Genomic DNA, 18,858 nt, shown 5'->3' with positions numbered 1-18,858 from the left:
GCGCCGCGGATCCGCAACTCGCCGCGCTCTACTTTCAGTTCGGGCGGTATCTGCTCATTTCGTCGTCGCGGCCTGGCACGTTGCCCGCGAACCTGCAGGGCATCTGGTGCGACCACTTCCACGCGCCTTGGAACGCCGATTATCACTCCAACATCAACGATCAGATGAACTATTGGCCGGCGGAAGTGGCGAACCTCGCCGAATGCCACGAGCCGTTTCTGAAACTTATAGCGTCCTGGGTCGAGCCGGGCAGGAACACGGCGCGCATCCATTACGGCGCGCGCGGCTGGGTCACGCACACGATCAGCAACGTCTGGGGGTTCACGTCGCCGGGCGAAGACCCCTCCTGGGGCCAGTTCCACGCGGCGGGCGCGTGGCTGTGCAGGCATCTGTGGGAACATTACGAATTCAGCGGCGATCGTGCCTGCCTCGAATGGGCTTATCCGGTCATAAAGGAGAGCGCGGAGTTTTATTGCGATTTTCTCATCGAGGAACCGAAACACGGGTGGCTCGTGACGAGCCCGTCGAACTCGCCGGAGAACGCGTATCGCATGGCGGACGGAAACGTCGCGCGCGTGTGCATGGGGCCCACGATGGATATGGAGATTATCTACGACCTCTACACAAATTGCGCGCGGGCCAGCGAGATACTCGGCGTCGACGAGGAGTTTCGCGCGCGCTTGCTCGCGGACCGGGCCCGGCTCGCGCCACTGCAGATCGGGAAGTACGGCCAGTTGCAGGAATGGATGGAGGACTATGACGAGCCGGAGCCGGGGCACCGGCACATGTCACACCTGTACGGGCTGCACCCGGGCGAGCTGATCACGCCGCGCGGCACGCCGGACCTGGCGCAGGCGGTGCGTGTCACGCTCGGTCGGCGTCTCGCGAGCGGCGGCGGCCACACCGGCTGGAGCCGCGCGTGGATCATCAACTTTTTCGCGCGCCTCGGTGACGGCGATCGCGCGCACGAAAACGTTGTGGCGCTGCTCCAGAAATCGACGATGCCAAATCTGTTCGACGACCACCCGCCATTCCAGATTGACGGCAACTTCGGCGCGACGGCGGGCATCGCCGAAATGTTGCTCCAAAGCCACGGCGGCGAAATCCACCTGTTGCCCGCGTTGCCGAAAGCGTGGGCCGACGGGACTGTCACGGGACTCCGCGCGCGCGGCGGATTCGAGGTAGACATTGCGTGGGCAGAGGGCCATGTGAGGTCGGCGACACTCCGCGCCGGCCGGGACGGCGAATGCCGGGTACGCGTGACAGGCAACCTGCGCGTCACGTGTAACGGGTGCGAAGTCGCCTCTGCGCGTGCCGAAGACCCTGTTTACGTCTTCGAAGCACATGAGGGGAAGGTATATCTTGTTGAGAAGTGAGGCACACGGCACGGAATCGGGACAAGGCGCCCGTTTCACTCCGTCCGTGGCATCTGGTCTACGTCCACTTGAACTTGTTCTCTGCCTGAAGCCCGTTTGTTCCGTATGAGACCGTCGCGCCCAATGAAAGACACTTCCTGAGAGCCGTGGGCGCCACGGACGGCATTCGGTTTCGCATCGTCAAAACGCACAGCGTCGATATGGTTCGTCAGATCAACCCGCGCTGGCGCCATGCCGAAACTCAACACCGTATCGGGCGTCGTGAATGCCTCGTGTGGCAGGTCTTCCTCGCTGAAACCGATGGGCATAACGCAATGCCGGCGGGCAAAGACCACGCCGTCGCGGCAGGAGCGAAGTTGTTGCAGCATGTCCGGCCGAACTACAGGAGCGTGCAAGCCTTGAACGCTGCTCAGTTGTCCGCGTCAACCGTACTGCCATTTGCCGCCGTCACCGCGTTCGGCGCCGTCCATGTGCGGCTGCGCCGCCGTGAGGCATTGCCTTGCATCACGATTGTTGCGTTCAGGGTCTGCCAATCGAACCGATTGCCTTGAACCCTCGGGGAAAGGCCGATATACTCTTCATCAATCGATTGATTGATGACGGAGCCGGATGGACCGCGATTGGAGACTATGTCTGATGCAGATTCCAGCGAAGGGACTCAACCGGGAAGAAGTGCTGCGAACGCTCGAGGCCTACAAGGAGAACGACTTTCCATGGCATTCGGGCCGCGTGATGGGCTTCGTCTATGATCCCGGCAAGGAAACGCTCGACACGGCCAAACAGGCCTACATGATGTACCTGTGCGAAACGGCGCTCGACCCGACCACGTTCCCAAGCGTGATGCGGCTCGAAAAAGAAGTCGTGCGGATGATCATCAACTTGCTGCGCGGCGACGAACACGTCGTTGGCAATATGACCTCCGGCGGCACGGAGAGCATCCTGCTCGCGGTGAAGACCGCGCGCGACTGGGCCCGCGCCACGAAGCCCAACATCAAGCAACCGGAAATGATCCTGGCGCGGACGGCGCATCCCGCGTTTCACAAGGCATGCGCCTATTTCGACATCAAGCCGGTGATCGCAGGCTTCGATCCGGTGACGTTCAAGGCGAACGTCGACGAAATGCGCCGCGCTGTCAACGAGAATACGCTCATTCTGGTAGGCTCGGCCCCCGGCTATGCGCAAGGTGTCGTGGACCCCATCCCCGAGATCGCCGCTCTCGCGCAGGAACGGGGGCTCTGGTGCCACGTGGACGCCTGCGTCGGCGGCATCCATCTGTCCTTCATGCGCAAGGCTGGTCTTGAAGTGCCCGAATTCGATTGGACGGTGCCCGGCGTCATGTCGATCTCGGCGGACATGCACAAGTACGGCTACGCGCCGAAGAACGCGTCCGTGATCATGTACCGCAACAAGGAATTGCGCCGCCACCAGATCTTTTCATGCACGCAGACGACGACGTACGCCCTGATCAACCCGACCATCATGAGCACCAAATCGGGCGGGCCGATGGCCGGCGCCTGGGCCACGCTCGCGTTTCTCGGCGAGGAAGGCTACCTGCACATCGTTCGCGACACGCAGGACGCCACGCGCAAGTTGGTGAACGGCGTCAACGCGATTCCCGGCCTGCGCGTACTCGGCAAACCCGACATGTGCATGTTCTCGTTCACCTCGAAAGAGGTCAACCTGTTCCAGGTCGCGGAGGAGATGAAGAAACGCGACTGGTACGTTCAGCCGCAGTTTTCCACGCCGATCTCCCCTTACAACCTGCACATCACCGTAAATCAATCCGCCGTGCCGCATGTCGATGCGTTTCTGGCGGATTTGCGCGCCTCGGTTGACGCCGTGCGCGCGAGTGAGATTCAGGTCGATATCGAGGCCGTGCGCGCGCAAATCGATGCGCTCGTCGCCGCCGACCCCGCCGGCGCGCGGGACCAAATCCTCGCGATGGGCGGCGTGACCGGCACCGACCTGCCCGACTCGATGGTCATGATCAACACCATCCTCGAATGCCTGCCCGACGACATCGCCGCGGACCTGCTCGCGGAATACCTGAACGAACTCTACGCGTAAACCGCGGCACCATAGCATGGATGCCTCATTCATCTTCCCCGATTCGCCGGTGCGGGACCGGCCTGGCTGGCCGCAGGTTCTGCCCATTCCAGAGGATACTCCCTGGTGACTGCGGCCAGACAGACGGAATTTGGTCTGTAAATGCGCAACGTTCAGCTTGAGAACACTTTTGCCGGCGTGTAAGATGAGCACAGGCTTGTTGAGACAATGAAAGGGAAAACTTGTTCCAGATGGAACCGGCAGTCTTAGAAATATGCGCAGGCGCCGGCGGTCAGGCGCTTGGCCTCGAACAAGCAGGTTATCACCATGTTGGCCTTGTGGAAATTGACGCGAATGCTTGCACCACTCTTCGCTACAACCGGCCCACATGGAAGGTCTGTGAAGCTGACATCCGCGAATTCGACGGGACTCCGTACAAAGGGATTGACTTACTGGCAGGCGGACTGCCATGTCCCCCGTTTTCAATGGCTGGCAGAAAACTAGGAGAAGCGGACGAACGCAACCTGTTTCCAGCCGCCCTCCGTCTAGTGGATGAAGTGCGGCCAAGAGTTGTCATGATTGAGAATGTGCGGGGAATACTTGATGCCGTCTTTGTAGATTTTCGCAAGCACATCGACCTGCAATTGAGAAAACTCGGATATGTTCCGGCTTGGCGCCTGTTCAACGCATCTGATTTTGGCGTACCGCAACTCCGGCCGCGCGTAGTATACGTGGCGATGAGGAGCGAAGTTGCAGACCTGTTTGACTGGCCAATAGCGCCCAATCTAAAACCGCCAACGGTGGGGGAGGCGTTAGTTGACCTGATGGCGGAGCGTGGCTGGAGAGCCGCGGCAGCGTGGAAGAATTTGGCGAATGAAATCGCACCAACGATTGTGGGCGGCTCGATGAAGCATGGTGGTCCCGATCTCGGGCCTACACGCGCAAAACGGGCCTGGGCTCAGTTGGGCGTCGACGGTCACGGAATCGCGGACGAAGCGCCGCCGCCTGATTTCTGCGGGATGCCACGGTTAACTGTACGGATGGTAGCGCGTTTACAGGGGTTTCCCGATGAGTGGGTATTCGCGGGCCGCAAGACAAGCGCTTACAGACAGGTGGGAAATGCCTTCCCGCCTCCGGTTGCGTGTGCGGTCGGAAAGCAGATATTGGCGGCGCTGAGCAACCGCCGGGCTAGGTTAGTCGGGTGATTCGCAAACTGCCATTCGCTATTGAGGCGCGGCGCGCGTTCCATGCCGCCCTGTGCGAGCATGTGTTGACTACGGACGCAAGGGGAGTCCCAACAAACGCAGATCGACACAGCACACACAGCGTGACAATCGCCCGCGGCATTTTGGAGCGTCTCGGCTCACCCGAGACGGGCACGCGTTTGCCTGCGCAGCTTGCCGGGGCTGATTTTGAGAAGATCTGCGCCATGTATCTCGAGCAGGTGTTCCTAAAGCTCAGTCACCTGCGTCCGGGAACTTGGGAAGTAACGAGAGGTCTGGGTGCGGGGCGGCTTGCAATCGCACAATTTGACCAATATGAACATCTCTCCGTGCTCGATCAGGCAGCACAAGAAAACCCTGCTCTTTCTGTCGCGCTGGGTGCGGATTATCTCATAAAGCCGGATGTCGTCATCATACGCCAGCCCGAGGAAGACGCAGCCATCAACTCTCCGTCGTTTCTGGTTGATGATACGGTCGCGAACTTTACCAGTCTGAGAAGAGCAAACAATGCTAGGCCAATTCTTCATGCTTCGATATCCTGCAAATGGACGATTCGCAGCGATCGTGCGCAGAACTCCCGGTCTGAGGCTCTCAATCTTGTCAGAAACCGCAAAGGCAAATTACCTCACATAGTGGTGGTTACGGGGGAACCCACGCCAAACCGCATAGCGTCTATTGCGTTGGGGACGGGTGATATAGACTGCGTTTATCACTTTGCCTTGCAGGAATTGCGGGATACGCTGAGAGAATGCAGCTATGAGGATGCTCAAGAATTGCTCGAGACGATGATTGATGGAAAGCGGCTTCGTGACATCTCCGACTTGCCATTTGACTTGGTAATCTGATGGATAGGATATCCCCTCGCCGGCGCAGTGCCAACATGCGCGCCATCCGAAGCAAAGGGACAAAGCCCGAATTGGAGGTGCGGCGGCTCGTCTACGCGATGGGCTACCGGTACCGTCTGCACGCGAGGGACCTGCCAGGCAAACCGGATCTTGTGTTCCGCAAGAAATCGAAAGCCATTTTTGTGCATGGCTGTTTCTGGCACCAGCACCCCTCATCCAAATGCAGAGATGCGCGATTACCCAAGTCAAGACAGGATTACTGGCACAAAAAACTATGGCAAAATGTCGCGCGCGACAAGACGAATATCCGGCGTCTCCGAAGGTCTGGCTGGTCCGTGTTAGTTGTCTGGGAGTGCCAGCTCCGGCATCCGGCTACTCTCGCTCTACGCCTTGCTGCTTTTCTTGCCTGACCTGTTCTTTGCACGAGACAAAGCCTGATGGACCCGGGTGTGTGTGAAAACAGATGTCACGACTCATGCTGCCGGCGCAGAAAGACGTTGTGGTTTTCCGGCCAGTCGGCCGACAGGTTGTCAAGCACCGGAATAGACGGCCAGCATCTTTCGTATCGAGTATTGTACGGTGACAATCCAGATTAGGACTTGCTGTCTGCAATCTCGATGACAACCATCGTGCCTTTTCTCAATAAAACGAGTTCGTTAAACACGAGTGCACCGGTTTGTACACGTCCTTTATGGGTCGTGTCTTCGCTCTCTGCACAAATTCCTGTGATTAAGAATAAAGTCCGGCCATTATCCGTCAGAGGCAACACGTACGAGATCCTTTGGGCGCAGTTTTGAAGCAACCGGCGTTTCTGTCTCGCGCGTCACTGGTGTTCGCGGTGGAGGCGCATGCGGGCGGCCCAGGCGAAGGTGTGCAGCAAGACGGCGAGCGCGGCGTTGAGCACGAGCGGCAGCACGGCGAAATGGAAGAGGCTGGAATTGCTTACGCCGCTCAAGTCGGCCCCCAGGACGGTCCAGGACAGGCCGATGCCGAAGAAGGGCGAGAACGACATGAGCACGGTGCGCACGATGTCCTGTTGCAGGTTTACGTCGAGTACGCCGCCCAGAATGGGCAGGAGCACCCACGGCGCCGCGACGCAGACAAACATGAGCGCACGCTTCTTGCGCTGCTCGCTGAGGTAGAACAGTTCCAGTCCGCCGGCAAACCATGCCAGATAGGACATGGCAAGCAGGAACGCCAAGGCCGCCGGGATGAGGCCGCCCGGCGGCTCGAACCAGAGCAGTACGCAGAAGGCGATGGCCGCCAGGCCAGCGTAGACGACCAGCCACGCGAGGTTCGAGGCGCCTTCCTCGAACGGCAGCAGATGGTGCCGTCCTTCGCGCTGCATGCGGCGCAACGCCTGAAGATGGGCGAGGTACCGCGGACTGACAATGAGGATTCCCGCGAGGCCCAACCCGAAGACGTAATAGAGGGACGAAAGCAACGGGGGAATGACGGGGTAGAGGCGTTCGGCGGCAGGCAGGCCGTATGCGGGTTTGGCCGCGCCGACGTAGAGGAACAGCAGGAACGCCGCCGCGGCAAGCGCCTGGACCTTCGAGAACGGGGGCCGTTCGGGCCGCGCTATCTTGCGCACCGCGGCGAGGCCGGCAAACAGCAGCAACGGCCCCTGCACCATGATCTGCATGGTCCACAGGGGGAGCATGACGCCGAAAAAGGGGGCCGTCTCGAATACGTCCTGGCGGTGTTCCGTAATGGCGGCGAAACACGTCCAGACGACCGGCATGCAGGTAGCGTGCAGCAACGGGCCAAGACGCATGCCCACGCCGCCCGCCGTGACCCAGAACGAGGCCAGCAGCAGCAGCACGGGAATCGCGGACTGGACTCGGTGCAGGCTTTTGCGCTCGACAGTCAGCGTCATCGCGGCACAGAGCGCGTGCAGCAACAGAACGGTGAGCAGCATAAACCCGTAGAGCGTGCCCATGAGCGGGAGCGCGACGCCGCCGCGCAATCCAAAACTGACCGCGAGCGGCAGTACCGCGAGCACCGAACACCACTCGAGGATGGGCGCGCCCAAGATCAGGCCAACCACCATGTTGAACGGTGACGTCGGCGAGGTCCGGTGAAAATCCAGAGTGCCCTGCGTCCGTTCGCGCGCGGTCATCGCCGAGACCGAGACCGAGCCGAGCAGCGCCAACACCAGCCCCTGGCAGCAGGCCAGCACGAAAAAGGCTTGCCGTTCCCAGGGCACACCGCCGCGGCCCGTCGCGGTGCTGACGCTGACGAGGACCAGCACGACCACCAGGGCGGTGACAATGGCCGCCGCGGCGATCATACCCGGGCGCGTGCGTTCCCGCAGGTTCTTCAAGAACAGCGCGTTATTGCCCAGCCACAACAGCCTCATCCCTCCGCCCTCCCGCTCACGCGCAGGAAGATGTCCTCGATGCCTTCCTTGCGCACCTGGAATTCCGCCACCGGCACGCCGGCGCCCGCGAGCGCCGCGAGCAGCGCCGCCGCTTCGTTGTCGCCGCCGGTGAACGCCGCGGTCCACACCCCCGCGGTGTCCCGGCGCGGGTCAAGCACAACTTCCGCGCCGCGGAGAATCCGTTCAATCGCGGCATGTGCCGGCTCGCCCGTCCCCGCGATACGCACGATGAGGCGCCCGGCCAAGCCGCTGCGCCTGCGGATCTCCTCCAAGCCGCCGGAAACCACCATGCGGCCCCGGTCCATGACCCCGATGCTCGTGCACATGTCGCTCAGTTCGGACAGGATATGGCTCGATACCAGGATGGCGGCGCCTTTGCGCGCCACTTCCCGCAAGACATCGCGCAGCTGAATGCGCGCGACCGGGTCCATCCCGCTGGCGGGCTCATCCAGGAGCAGCGCCTTCGGTTCGTGCATCAGCGTCTTGGCCAACACCAGGCGCTGGCACATGCCGCGCGAGAGGTCGCCCACGAGCGTGTTCCACTCCTCGACGAGCTGCACCCGCTCCAGCCAATACCGGGCGCGCGCGCGCCGGTCTTTCCTGGGTAGCAGATGGGCGGCGCCGAAAACGTCGAGATACTCCCAGACGCGCAACTGCTCGTAGACGGGCGGGAAATCCGGCATGTATCCCAGCGCCCGCCAGCCCTCTTCCGGGTTGTGCGCCATATGCGCGTCACCGATACGCACCTCGCCGTAGGTGGCCTCAAGAATGCCCGCCACCGCCTTGATCGTCGAGGTCTTGCCCGCGCCGTTCGGGCCGACCAAGCCGTAGATTTCCCCCGGCGCAATGTCGAGGTCAAGATCGAGCACCGCGGTGACGTCTTCGTAGTCAACACGCAACGAACGTACGCGAATCACACCCGTACCTCCCCGCTTGGGTGAAAACAGAGCGCCATTATGCCAGAGATCCCGGTTGCGCGCCATGATTTGGCCCGCGACACATACCGGACTGCGTCACCCGCCGCGCGCGCGCACCGCGTCGTGCAGTTCGTGGTAGTCCACCAGGCGCTCAAACGGGCACAATGTGCACATGGCCGTGCTCGTGACGGCGACACCTTCCTCGACGACCACCGCGATCGCGTTCAGCCCGCCCGGCACGATAATCCCCGCGCGGCCCTGTGCGACCGGCACATCGAGCAGCGGCTGGCTCGGCGCGCCCACGGCGAGCACGCCGCCCAGCCCGATGCGTTCGCACACCTTGATGAGCCGGTGCACCTCGGGCAGCGCGACCGCGGGCACCTCGCGGAAACTGGCGCCGAGCATGCCCGACCCCTTGCGCGCCGCCTGGCCCACGCTGGTCATGTGCCCGCGAATGAAGATTTCAAGCGGATCGAGCGACGATCCGTCGTAGTTGATGATCTGCGTAAACCGCTTCGGGTGGCCCCGTTCGACCTGCAACAGCCCGCCAAACCGCGACACCGTGGGGACGTTGGCCCGCAGGAACACGCCGTTGATGCTGACGCTGCATACCGTGCCTATGCCGAAGGTGCCCTTCGGCACGCGGAAATCGCCAATCATCTCGCCGGCCGCGCCCACGGCCACGTACCGGCCCATGCCGAGATTCGCGTCGTACGCCTGGGTCAGACAGCGCACCGCGGCGCGCAAATCCCGCGGGCTGACCGTGGATACGTTCAGGATCAGCTTGCCGGTAAGGGATTCCGTGTCAAATGTCATTTGATAGGCAAGCGTGTCCACGCGCGCCGACACGAAACCCACCTTGTCCACCACCAGCGCGCGCTCCAGTTCCTGAACGCCTTGTTCGGTCAGGCGGCGCCCGCGCCGGCCCAGGTTCACCGTCCAGCCGAGCGCGTCCGCCTGCGCCAGGTAATTGCGGATGGCGCGTTCGCTCAGGTCAAATCCCGCGTAGGCCAATTCCCGCGCAATCGTGTCGCTGCCCGCCGGTCCGCCCAAGTCGCGCAGCACGCGGAGAATCGCAACCATGCGCCGTCCCGTTTTCAATTCCATTCCGTAAGTCCTGCCCTCATCGGTGCGTCTCGCGGCGAAAGCGGCACAGTACCACGGTTTGCCGCCGAATGCAAGCGAACCGGTATTTTTGCCGTATAGCATGTTGAACATCTGTAAAGGATTCTCAGATGTCGCGCAGCCACGCGCGCGGAATCGTGCGCAAAACTAATGTTATTCTCTTGCAGCACCCGGCTCTTGACTTTCATCCCCGAAAGGTCATACACTGTGCATAACCGGATGCCAACTTCCGCTTGTGCCTCACACGTGATGCGCGAAACGCATTCCCGCATGACACCACTGCCGGCAACACTGCGGCGCGCGCGGGGGCATCGCTGAAGAATTCCACGTCCACAAGGCAAGGAGGAAACGAACCGTGTCGTACGTATCCGATGTCATGGAGCTGGTCGTCAAGCGCAACCCGGCGGAACCCGAGTTTCACCAGGCGGTGCAGGAAGTGCTGAGTTCGCTTGAGCCGGTGCTCGAACGCCATCCGGAATACCGGAAGGCGCGCATCCTCGAACGGATCACGGAGCCGGAGCGCGTGATCATGTTCCGGGTGCCTTGGCAGGACGACAAGGGCGAATTCCGAATAAACCGGGGCTTCCGCATTCAATTCAACAGCGCCATCGGGCCTTATAAGGGCGGCCTGCGCTTCCATGCGACGGTCTATCTCGGCATCCTGAAGTTCCTCGCCTTTGAACAAATCTTCAAGAACGCGCTGACCACGCTGCCCATGGGCGGCGGCAAGGGCGGCTCGGACTTCGACCCGAAGGGCAAGTCAGACGGCGAGGTGATGCGCTTCTGCCAGTCCTTCATGACGGAATTGGCGCGCCACGTCGGCTCGGATACGGACGTGCCGGCGGGCGACATCGGCGTGGGCGGGCGCGAGATCGGGTTCCTGTTCGGCCAGTACAAGCGCCTGCGCAACGAATTCACGGGCGTACTGACGGGCAAGTCGTTGAACTGGGGCGGCTCGCTGATCCGCCCCGAGGCCACCGGTTACGGTTCGGTCTATTTCGCGGAAGAAATGCTCGCGACGCGCGGCGACTCGATCTCGGGCAAGGTGTGCACGGTTTCCGGGTCCGGCAACGTGGCGCAATACACGGTCGAGAAGCTGTTTGAACTGGGCGCCAAAGTCGTCACGCTTTCGGACTCGAACGGGACCATCCACGATCCCGAAGGCATCACGCCGGAGAAGCTGGCGTTCGTGCTGGAACTCAAGAACGTGAAGCGCGGGCGTATTCGCGAATACACGGAGAAGTTCAAGTCCGCCGAATACCGCGACGGCAAGAAACCGTGGGATGTTCCCTGCGACTGCGCGTTTCCGAGCGCGACGCAGAACGAAATCAGCGGCGAGGATGCGCGCACGCTGGTGCGCAACGGCTGCATGCTGGTCGCCGAAGGGGCAAATATGCCCACCGACCCCGAGGGCGTGGACGTGTTCCTGGAAAACAGCATTCTCTACGGGCCGGGCAAGGCCGCCAACGCGGGCGGCGTTGCCGTGTCGGGTCTTGAAATGGCCCAGAACGCGCAACACGTCATCTGGACGGCCGCGGAAGTGGATTCGCGCCTGCGCGACATCATGAAGGCTATCCACACGCAGGCTTATGAGACCGCGTTCGACTATGGCTGCCCGGGCAACTACGTCATCGGCGCGAACATCGCGGGCTTTGTGAAAGTCGCCGATGCGATGCTCGATCAGGGCTTGGTATAATCACAGGCACCGCTGGTGTATCGGAGGGCCGGCCGCGCGCCGGCCCTCGTTTTGCCGCAGCGGGCACGAGGCATGCGTCCGTCTCTGACAGCGGACGTGCGCGTATGCGTTCTTCGTGTTCCATGCCAGCGGCAGGAGGCGCGCCATGCAGACCAATTTCGAGCTCAGTACCGGCCTGCCCGAACTCGACCGCCTCATTCGCGGCGTTATTCCCGGCGACAATGTCGTGTTGCGCGTCGGGGACATCGGGGATTACCGGGCCTTCGCCCGCCCTTACGCGCGCTATGCCGTCACTACCGGCCGCAAGCTTATTTACTTCCGATTCGCCGGGCACGAGCCCGTGCTCTCCGAAGACCTGCCCGCCAACCGCCATACCCTCGACCCGCGCGCCGGATTCGAGATCCTGCTCGACCAGGTTCACGGCGCCATCGAGCAGACGGACCGCGGCGCCTTCTACGTGTTCGACAATCTGTCCGAACTGGCCGTCCACTGGCACAGCGACCAGATGCTGGCCAATTTCTTCATGCTCACCTGTCCCTATCTCCTCGACCGCGGCGACGTGGCCTATTTCGCGCTGATGCGCGGCGAGAGTTCGCCCTACGCCACGGACCCCATCCGCAACACCTGCCAGGTCTTTCTCGAAGTCTACCGCAACCGCGAGCACCTGTTCGTGCGCCCGCTTAAGGTGCAACAGCGGTATTCGCCCACCATGCACATGCTCCACCGGTGGGACCGCGAAGCATTCGAACCGGTCACGGACAGCTGCACCATCTCCGAGGTGCTGTCCGACGCGGTGCCGCCCCTGTCCGGGAGCCTGAGCAGCCCGCTCGACGTGTGGAACCGGGCTTTCCTTAATGCAGAGGAACAGTTGCGCCAAGGGGTCTCGGGCGAGACAGCGCAGGAGGCCTTCGAGCAATTATTGCACATGCTGGTCACGCGCGACGGGCGCGTGTCAAATCTCGCGCGCCGCTATTTCACGATCGAAGATGTGCTCGAAGTGCGCCGCCGCACGATCGGCACCGGCCTGATCGGCGGCAAGTCGGTGGGCATGCTGCTGGCGCGGGCCATCCTGAAACGTTCCGATCCCCGCTGGCGCTGCCTTCTGGAGGAACACGACAGCTTCTACATCGCTTCCGACGTCTTCTACACGTTTCTCGTGCGTAACGGCTGCTGGTGGCTGCGGCGGCGGCAGAAGGACTCGTTGCGCTTCCTGGAGGGGGCGGAACTGGTGCGGCGCCGCATTACCACAGGCACGTTTCCCGACGAGATCGAGGAACAGTTTGTGCGGATCCTCGAGTATTTCGGGCAATCGCCGATCATCGTGCGGTCGAGCAGTCTGCTCGAGGACAATTTCGGCAACTCTTTCGCGGGCAAGTATGAAAGCGTCTTCTGCGCCAACCAGGGCTCGCAGCGACAGCGTCTCGACGACTTCCTCTCGGCGGTCAAGACCGTGTATGCCAGCGCGATGGGCGAAGAGGCCCTGGCGTACCGCGCGCGGCATAACCTGCTCGAACGGGACGAGCAGATGGCGCTGCTGGTGCAACGCGTCTCTGGCGCCACGCACGGCAACCTCTACTATCCGCATGTGGCGGGGGTCGGATTCTCCTTCAACCCCTACGTCTGGAGCGAGGAGATCGATCCCGAGGCAGGCGTGCTTCGCTTGGTATTCGGCCTCGGCACCCGCGCCGTGAACCGGTCCGACGACGATTACACGCGCGTGGTGGCGCTCAACGCGCCCGAGCGCCGGCCTGAAGGCGCCGGCGCCGCGGGGGCCCGGTATGTCCAGCGCAAGGTGGACGTGCTCGACCTCGACGCCAACCGCCTCGTGACCGCGGACTTTGCCGATGTGGCCGCGCAAAGCGGCCAACTGCCGCTGCATCTGTTCGCCACGAGCGACCCAGCCATGGCGCGGGAGGCCCGCGCGATGGGCAAACGCACGCCGCCGCCCATGCTGCTCGATTTCGAGCAACTGCTCGCCGAAAGCACGTTCGTTGAAAACATGCGGACCCTGCTCGCCGCGCTTGAAGAGGCATATGGCGTGCCTGTCGACATGGAGTTTACCGCCAATTTCCAGGACGGCGGCGCCTATCGCATCAACCTGGTGCAATGCCGCCCGCTCCAGGTGCGCGGCAGTGCCGTCGCCGCGCCGCCCCCGCGGGACATCCCCGAACGCGACCTGCTCATCGAGACGCTTGGACCCGTGATCGGCCCAAGCCGCACCGATTTCATCGAGCGGTTCATCTACATCGCGCCCGCCTCGTATGCGCGCCTCCAACTCACCGAGCGCTACGCCGTTGCGCGGCTGGTCGGGCGGCTGACTCACTTGCACGCGCCGCAGGACAACCCCGTCACCATGCTGCTCGGCCCGGGGCGCTGGGGCACCACGACGCCGTCGCTTGGCGTGCCCGTTTCTTTCGCCGAGATCAACACCGTCGCCGTGCTCTGTGAAATCGTCGCCATGCGCGACGACCTGGTCCCGGACGTTTCGCTCGGCACGCACTTCTTCGGTGAATTGGTCGAGATGGATATCCTCTATTTCGCCGTCTTCCCGTACCAGGAGGGCACGCGCTTCGAGCGCGGCGTCTTCGAGGAAGCGCCAAACCGCCTCACGGAGCTGCTGCCCGACGCCGCCGCGTTCACCCGCGTCGTGCACCTGGTCGACGCGCGGGATATCTCGCCCGGCGCGCCCATCCGCGTGCATGCCGACGTACTCAAGCAGCGGCTCCTCTGTTACATCGACCGGCGGCCCGCGGCGGGGTAGTCCGCGCCGCCGCTACACCAGGAGCGCGCCCGATTCGATTTCGCGAATGAGCCGCCGTCCGAGTTCCACCGCCTCGGGCGGAAACCCCCACTGTTCGATGCTCGACGGCGCCGTGAGCATCTGCAACTGCGGCAGCACAAGCATCTCGGCGGCCACCTCGCTCGTCAGCGAGCGCGCGAGATAGGCCTCCTCGTCAAAGGTTTCGAAGAAACTCTTCAAGCCGCGGGCCGCATCGCCGCCGACCGCGCCGAAGTCCTGGCCGTAGATGTGCAGCGACGCCGCATAATCGGCGTAGCTGCCGACACGCACCGGCCGGCCCGTCTTGCGCCCCACCATGCCCGCAATCTCGCGCATGAGGAACGTGATTCCGATAACGTTGTCCGGCCACGCCTTGTACAAATCGCGCGAACGCCACATCGTGTTCACGTTGAGGGCCAGACGGCCTTCCGCGTCTTCGGGACAGCGCAGCTGCATCTCGCGCAGGCACGGGATATCCTCTTTCAGGTAGGGGTCGATGTTCGGCACGGCGGTGGTCGCGACAGCGCGGCGCGTATAGGGCGTCCGCGCGACCCGTTCGACGGCCAGCGCAATCTGGTCTACCGTGCCGCCGTCCACGTCGGGATGGGCGAACAGGCGCTGGTGGTACGTGTAGGGCCACTCCTGCGCGGTCAGTTCGCCGGTGACGGCCTGCTTCAGCGTTTCCATCGGCAGTACGAGATGGTCCTTGATGCCCATAATCTCCGCGATATACACGCCGATCTCGCAGAAGGAGGTGGGCGGGAAACGCGGCTGCGCGAAGGGGTCGCGCACCTCGACCAGCACGCGCGCGTCGCGGCTTGGCGGGTCGATGTACGCGCCCGCATCGTTCTTGCGGTCGTATTCGGTGCGAATGGCGAGGCCCTGTTCCCAAACCGCCTTCATGGCGCGGAAATGCGCCTGCGGAATGGAATCCGCCACGATGTGCAGCGTCGGAATGCGCCCCTCTTCTTGCGTCGTTGATGTAGGCATCTTCGGTTCCCTTCCTCGTTGAAATTCGTGAATAGACGGCTGCGCCCGCACTACCGTTTGATCAGCCAGACCTCCGTCAGGCGCGAGGCCTCGCGCCAGTTCAACGCCGGTTCGAGCGGACGATCAAATGTCAACACGATCACGCCGTCCTGGTACAACTGCCGCGGCACGGGAAACTCCTTTATCTCGCCGACGCCCCTGCCGTCGATCGCCGGCTTGACGCGCTCGCCGTTCACGCGCAGCAAGCAATCGCGGTTCCCGGTCGTGCGCACCGCGTAATCCGCCCCGGGGTCGACGCCCTCATAGCGTAGCCCCAGCGGCCAGTCCATGTACGTTACCCAAGACTGCCGCGCGCGGGAACGCCCGTCCTGCCACCACATGCAATCCGGATTCGGGCTGCGATCGTTGTTCGGGTCGGTGCTCGGGTCCTCACCCTGGATGACATGTTCCGATTTTGCGACGTTTCCGATGTCGTCGTAGTACCCGCCCGGCCCCGGGTCTTCCCAGTGCCGGATTTCATCGAGCCGCGCCCGTTTTGCCGCGTCCGTGGGCAGAGCGCGCACTTTCCCGAACTCGTCTTCGAGCCACCAGCGGTTATTGAGCGGATAATCGAGGTAATCGAGCACCGCGCCGCGTTCCGCGCCGCTGGCGTGGTATTTTTCGACGCTTGTTTGCAGGCCGGCCGAGCGATACAGCGCCTCGCACAGTTCCACGACGCGCGCGCGCAGTTCCGGCCGGACCGGCGCTTCGTCCGCGCGACGCAGCACAGCCAATGCGGCGTCCACGGCGGCGTCCGGGCCCATTTCGATGGCCTGCGCGAGAGCGGCGTTTGCCTCCGCCTCCAAGGCAGTCTCGTCAATAAGCCGATGCCGTACATAGGCGTCGTAATAGGCACGCAACAGCAGACTTTGCCACCGCCAGTTGCCCGCAAGCTCCGGCGCGGCCTGTTCGAGTCCCCGCCAGAGAGCCAGCGTCGCGTCGACGCCGCCGTTCAACGCGAGCGGCCCCTGCCAGTTGCGTTCCAGGGCAAGGATGCCGTCCGCGGCCTGTTCCGCGACGCGCGGATGGAAGAATACACGGCAATACTCGACGAGCACGGCGCGCACGTCCGCGTGCGGGTCCCAGCCGCGGGCGCTCCAGATGGCCTTGTTCACGTCATCGTGAATACCGTCGGAGTACGTGATGAAGCCGCACGTATACGGCGCGAACACGTTGTGGACCGCCGCGTAGCGCACGGGTTCGGGATTCACCGGTTCGCGGCCCAGCGTAAATGCGAACGCCGGGTCCCACCACGGCGTCGCGTACTGGCAGCGGACCGTGTGCGTGATGTCGGGATAATGGCGTAGCGCGTATTGCCGTGGCAGACGCGCGCGCGACTCGGGGATAGGCGGGCTGCCCGGTCCTGCGACCATGCCGCCGAGCCAGCCGGGCCGGTGTTCTTCGAGCCAGTCGTAGAAGCAGGCCACCCGGTCCGGGTCGAAACCTTGCAGTGAAATCCATATCCGTGCACGGGGATGATGCTGCATCAGGGGTGCAGCCAGCGCTTCAAGGAACGGCATCACCTCCTTGGGGTGGTTGTCACCCGGGTCGCCGCCGGGGAAAAACACGGCGTCCAGACGCGGGCATGCCGCGAAAAACTCCTCGTGTTTCCGCAACAGGGCCTCGCGCTTTTCCGTATCCGCCAGGTCGAAAGTCGCGGGCGACCAGACCCAGTATTCGAGGTCGTACGCCGCACAGATGCGCCCCAGTTCGACGTTCATGACATCGCGCCCGAGTTTCATGTGCGGGCTGGGGTCGTCGTCCTCGAAGGGGATGTTCTCGACCGCGTTCACGCCGAAAAACGCCAGTTCGCGGATGTACTGCTCGTACTGCGCCGCGTCCCAGGCATCATAGGAATTCGCGCGCGCGCGGTAGCCGAGCTGGTGCCCGCGCAAGGGGTATGCCGGCGCTTCGGCGGCCTCCAACGGTCCCGGCAGACGCACGACGCCGCGGTCCCAGTCCAGCGCGCGCAAGAACCGCCCGACCGCATACAGGAGGCCGCGCCCGTCCGCGCCGACCAGCCAGACCACGGGCCGCTGCGCTTCCTCCGCGTCCGTATGAATGACATAACTCTCCGGCTTCTCCGGACGTTCCAGCGCTTCCATCTCATGCTCGTATTCACACTCCCCCGACACCAGCGCGATGACCGGACCCGACTCCGGCCACGCCGCGGCGGAGTCCCAGCGAACACCCGCGCGCTTCTCAACCTCCTCCAGAAGCACGCGCAGGGCCGCTTGTTCCGCGACCGGCGCGCCTTCGCCGCGCGCGACTACTCGCGCACCCGTCAGGCCAATGGATTCCGCGCGCGCCAGAGCCGCCGTCAACACACACCCCGCCATACCCAAGAGCACAAAGAGATTCCGCTGCACGATACCTCTCCCCGCTTGACCATGCTTGCACCACGTCCGCGACGGCCTATTCTATCGGCGCGCGGCGTCCGCGACAAGCACCCTCAAGGATAAAAAGAACCCGGCGAAAACGCCGTCTCCCGCTGAGTTTCCGTCAAGGCGGCGTCCATGACAGCGGCCCTTGCGTGCGGGATTCCGTGACTGGCGTTGCGGCGGTGGCTCCCGGTAACATGGGATTCGTCGTGATTCACCGCCGCGCTCAGCGGAAATGCATTCGTCTGCAAGAAGTCAAGGGAGTCCTGCTGGAATGGAAACTCGACGGCGCTGGCCGGGTTGTTTGCTGAAGATCATGGCCGTTCTTCTCGTGATCTTGGCCTTGTTTGTCTTCCTCGCGTTCCTTCTGCCCGTGTGGGGCGGCGTGCCGCGCGGGGCGCGCGGCGGGCCCGTGCCGCTGACGCCCGCGTGGGCACTCGAATGTTGGGTCTGGGAGGATGACGGCAACACGGCCGCGGCCACGCTCGAATTGCTGGAAGACTACAGAAACAACGATTTCCCCGTGCGCGCCGTGCTCATCGACAGCCCATGGTCGACGCGCTACAACGATTTCGTCGTTGATGAGGCGCGGTTCCCGAACCCCGGGGCCTTCTTCAAACAACTGGAAGACGCGGGCTACCGCGTTGTGCTGTGGATGACCTGCATGGTCAACAGTGAGAGCGACGATACGGCCATTCCGGAATCCGCCGATTGGCAGCGAGCCGCGGCGGAGCGCGGGTTGCTCGTTGGCGGCAATTACCAGGCGCCGTGGTGGAAAGGCCGCGGCGGGTTCATCGACTATACCAACCCGGTGGCGATGGACTGGTGGCGCGGACAGCAGCGGCAGGTGCTCGAATGGGGCGTGGACGGCTGGAAACTCGACGGCGCGGCAACACTGCTCGGGATGGCGGGCGGGTTCCTCCCGTACAAGAAGGCCCACGCCGGCTTCGTCACGACGCGGCAGTACATGGACCTCTATTACCGCGCAGAGTACAAGCATGGATTGGAGAAGAACCCCGAATTCATTACGCTCGCGCGCGCGTTGGATAGCCCCCTGC

General features: G+C 63.2%; 14 protein-coding genes. 9 read left to right on the top strand and 5 right to left on the bottom strand.

The annotated features are described in order from the left end of the window. The 6 genes from KA184_05530 to vsr form a co-directional block, all read left to right on the top strand. Nucleotides 1–1,376, top strand: a 1,376-nt coding sequence (locus KA184_05530; GenBank protein ID MBP8129022.1) for a glycoside hydrolase family 95 protein, incomplete at its 5' end; no start/stop codon positions are given. Nucleotides 1,377–1,522: 146 nt separating this feature from the next. After that, a complete protein-coding gene (locus KA184_05525; protein ID MBP8129021.1) occupies nucleotides 1,523–1,927 on the top strand; it encodes a hypothetical protein in 405 nt (134 codons plus the stop codon). Nucleotides 1,928–2,012: 85 nt separating this feature from the next. Continuing rightward, the gene (locus tag KA184_05520) at nucleotides 2,013–3,443 is read left to right on the top strand and encodes an aspartate aminotransferase family protein (protein MBP8129020.1); all 1,431 of its coding nucleotides are present in this window, start codon (nucleotides 2,013–2,015) and stop codon (nucleotides 3,441–3,443) included. 230 nt (nucleotides 3,444–3,673) lie between these two features. Continuing rightward, nucleotides 3,674–4,627: a DNA cytosine methyltransferase gene (locus tag KA184_05515; protein MBP8129019.1), complete on the top strand. Its 954-nt coding sequence runs from the start codon at nucleotides 3,674–3,676 to the stop codon at nucleotides 4,625–4,627. Nucleotides 4,628–4,635: 8 nt separating this feature from the next. After that, on the top strand, nucleotides 4,636–5,490 hold the full coding sequence (locus tag KA184_05510) for a restriction endonuclease (protein MBP8129018.1): 855 nt from the start codon (nucleotides 4,636–4,638) through the stop codon (nucleotides 5,488–5,490). After that, nucleotides 5,490–5,900 (top strand): DNA mismatch endonuclease Vsr, encoded by a 411-nt coding sequence (vsr, locus tag KA184_05505; protein MBP8129017.1) that lies wholly within the window; start codon nucleotides 5,490–5,492, stop codon nucleotides 5,898–5,900. The genes KA184_05510 and vsr overlap by 1 nt, the downstream gene beginning before the upstream one ends. A gap of 413 nt (nucleotides 5,901–6,313) precedes the next feature. On the opposite strand, the gene KA184_05500 is transcribed toward vsr, so the two are convergent. The 3 genes from KA184_05500 to KA184_05490 form a co-directional block, all read right to left on the bottom strand. Next, a complete protein-coding gene (locus KA184_05500) occupies nucleotides 6,314–7,852 on the bottom strand; it encodes a hypothetical protein (GenBank protein ID MBP8129016.1) in 1,539 nt (512 codons plus the stop codon). Then, nucleotides 7,849–8,790: an ABC transporter ATP-binding protein gene (locus tag KA184_05495; GenBank protein ID MBP8129015.1), complete on the bottom strand. Its 942-nt coding sequence runs from the start codon at nucleotides 8,788–8,790 to the stop codon at nucleotides 7,849–7,851. Before KA184_05495 ends, KA184_05500 begins: the two co-directional genes overlap by 4 nt. Before the next feature lie 96 nt (nucleotides 8,791–8,886). Next, nucleotides 8,887–9,897, bottom strand: coding sequence for a DUF128 domain-containing protein (locus tag KA184_05490; GenBank protein MBP8129014.1), 1,011 nt, complete (start codon nucleotides 9,895–9,897; stop codon nucleotides 8,887–8,889). A gap of 373 nt (nucleotides 9,898–10,270) precedes the next feature. Here KA184_05490 and gdhA point away from each other — a divergent pair, with 373 nt between their 5' ends. Together gdhA and KA184_05480 are read left to right on the top strand one after the other, a co-directional pair. Beyond that, nucleotides 10,271–11,611, top strand: coding sequence for an NADP-specific glutamate dehydrogenase (gdhA, locus tag KA184_05485; GenBank protein MBP8129013.1), 1,341 nt, complete (start codon nucleotides 10,271–10,273; stop codon nucleotides 11,609–11,611). A 145-nt stretch (nucleotides 11,612–11,756) separates the two neighbouring features. Further along, nucleotides 11,757–14,372, top strand: a complete 2,616-nt coding sequence (locus KA184_05480) for a pyruvate, phosphate dikinase (GenBank protein ID MBP8129012.1) — start codon at nucleotides 11,757–11,759, stop codon at nucleotides 14,370–14,372. A gap of 12 nt (nucleotides 14,373–14,384) precedes the next feature. On the opposite strand, the gene KA184_05475 is transcribed toward KA184_05480, so the two are convergent. Both KA184_05475 and KA184_05470 read right to left on the bottom strand, forming a co-directional pair. Further along, a complete protein-coding gene (locus tag KA184_05475) occupies nucleotides 14,385–15,380 on the bottom strand; it encodes a hypothetical protein (protein MBP8129011.1) in 996 nt (331 codons plus the stop codon). 50 nt (nucleotides 15,381–15,430) lie between these two features. Then, on the bottom strand, nucleotides 15,431–17,758 hold the full coding sequence (locus tag KA184_05470; protein ID MBP8129010.1) for a hypothetical protein: 2,328 nt from the start codon (nucleotides 17,756–17,758) through the stop codon (nucleotides 15,431–15,433). 316 nt (nucleotides 17,759–18,074) lie between these two features. Here KA184_05470 and KA184_05465 point away from each other — a divergent pair. Beyond that, the coding region (locus KA184_05465) for a glycoside hydrolase family 31 protein (protein MBP8129009.1) at nucleotides 18,075–18,858 on the top strand (784 nt) is incomplete at its 3' end.

This window comes from Candidatus Hydrogenedentota bacterium, assembly GCA_018005585.1.
Taxonomy (GTDB): Bacteria; Hydrogenedentota; Hydrogenedentia; order Hydrogenedentales; family JAGMZX01; genus JAGMZX01.
This window is presented reverse-complemented; position numbering and strand designations above follow the sequence as displayed.

Bases quoted from the DNA above. Each gene is read 5' to 3' on its own strand.
- KA184_05500 (MBP8129016.1), bottom strand. From the start codon at position 7,852: ATGAGGCTGTTGTGGCTGGGCAATAACGCGCTGTTCTTGAAGAACCTG.
- KA184_05475 (MBP8129011.1), bottom strand. From the start codon at position 15,380: ATGCCTACATCAACGACGCAAGAAGAGGGGCGCATTCCGACGCTGCAC.
- vsr (MBP8129017.1), top strand. From the start codon at position 5,490: ATGGATAGGATATCCCCTCGCCGGCGCAGTGCCAACATGCGCGCCATC.
- KA184_05470 (MBP8129010.1), bottom strand. From the start codon at position 17,758: ATGGCGGGGTGTGTGTTGACGGCGGCTCTGGCGCGCGCGGAATCCATT.
- KA184_05480 (MBP8129012.1), top strand. From the start codon at position 11,757: ATGCAGACCAATTTCGAGCTCAGTACCGGCCTGCCCGAACTCGACCGC.
- KA184_05515 (MBP8129019.1), top strand. From the start codon at position 3,674: ATGGAACCGGCAGTCTTAGAAATATGCGCAGGCGCCGGCGGTCAGGCG.
- KA184_05520 (MBP8129020.1), top strand. From the start codon at position 2,013: ATGCAGATTCCAGCGAAGGGACTCAACCGGGAAGAAGTGCTGCGAACG.
- KA184_05490 (MBP8129014.1), bottom strand. From the start codon at position 9,897: ATGGAATTGAAAACGGGACGGCGCATGGTTGCGATTCTCCGCGTGCTG.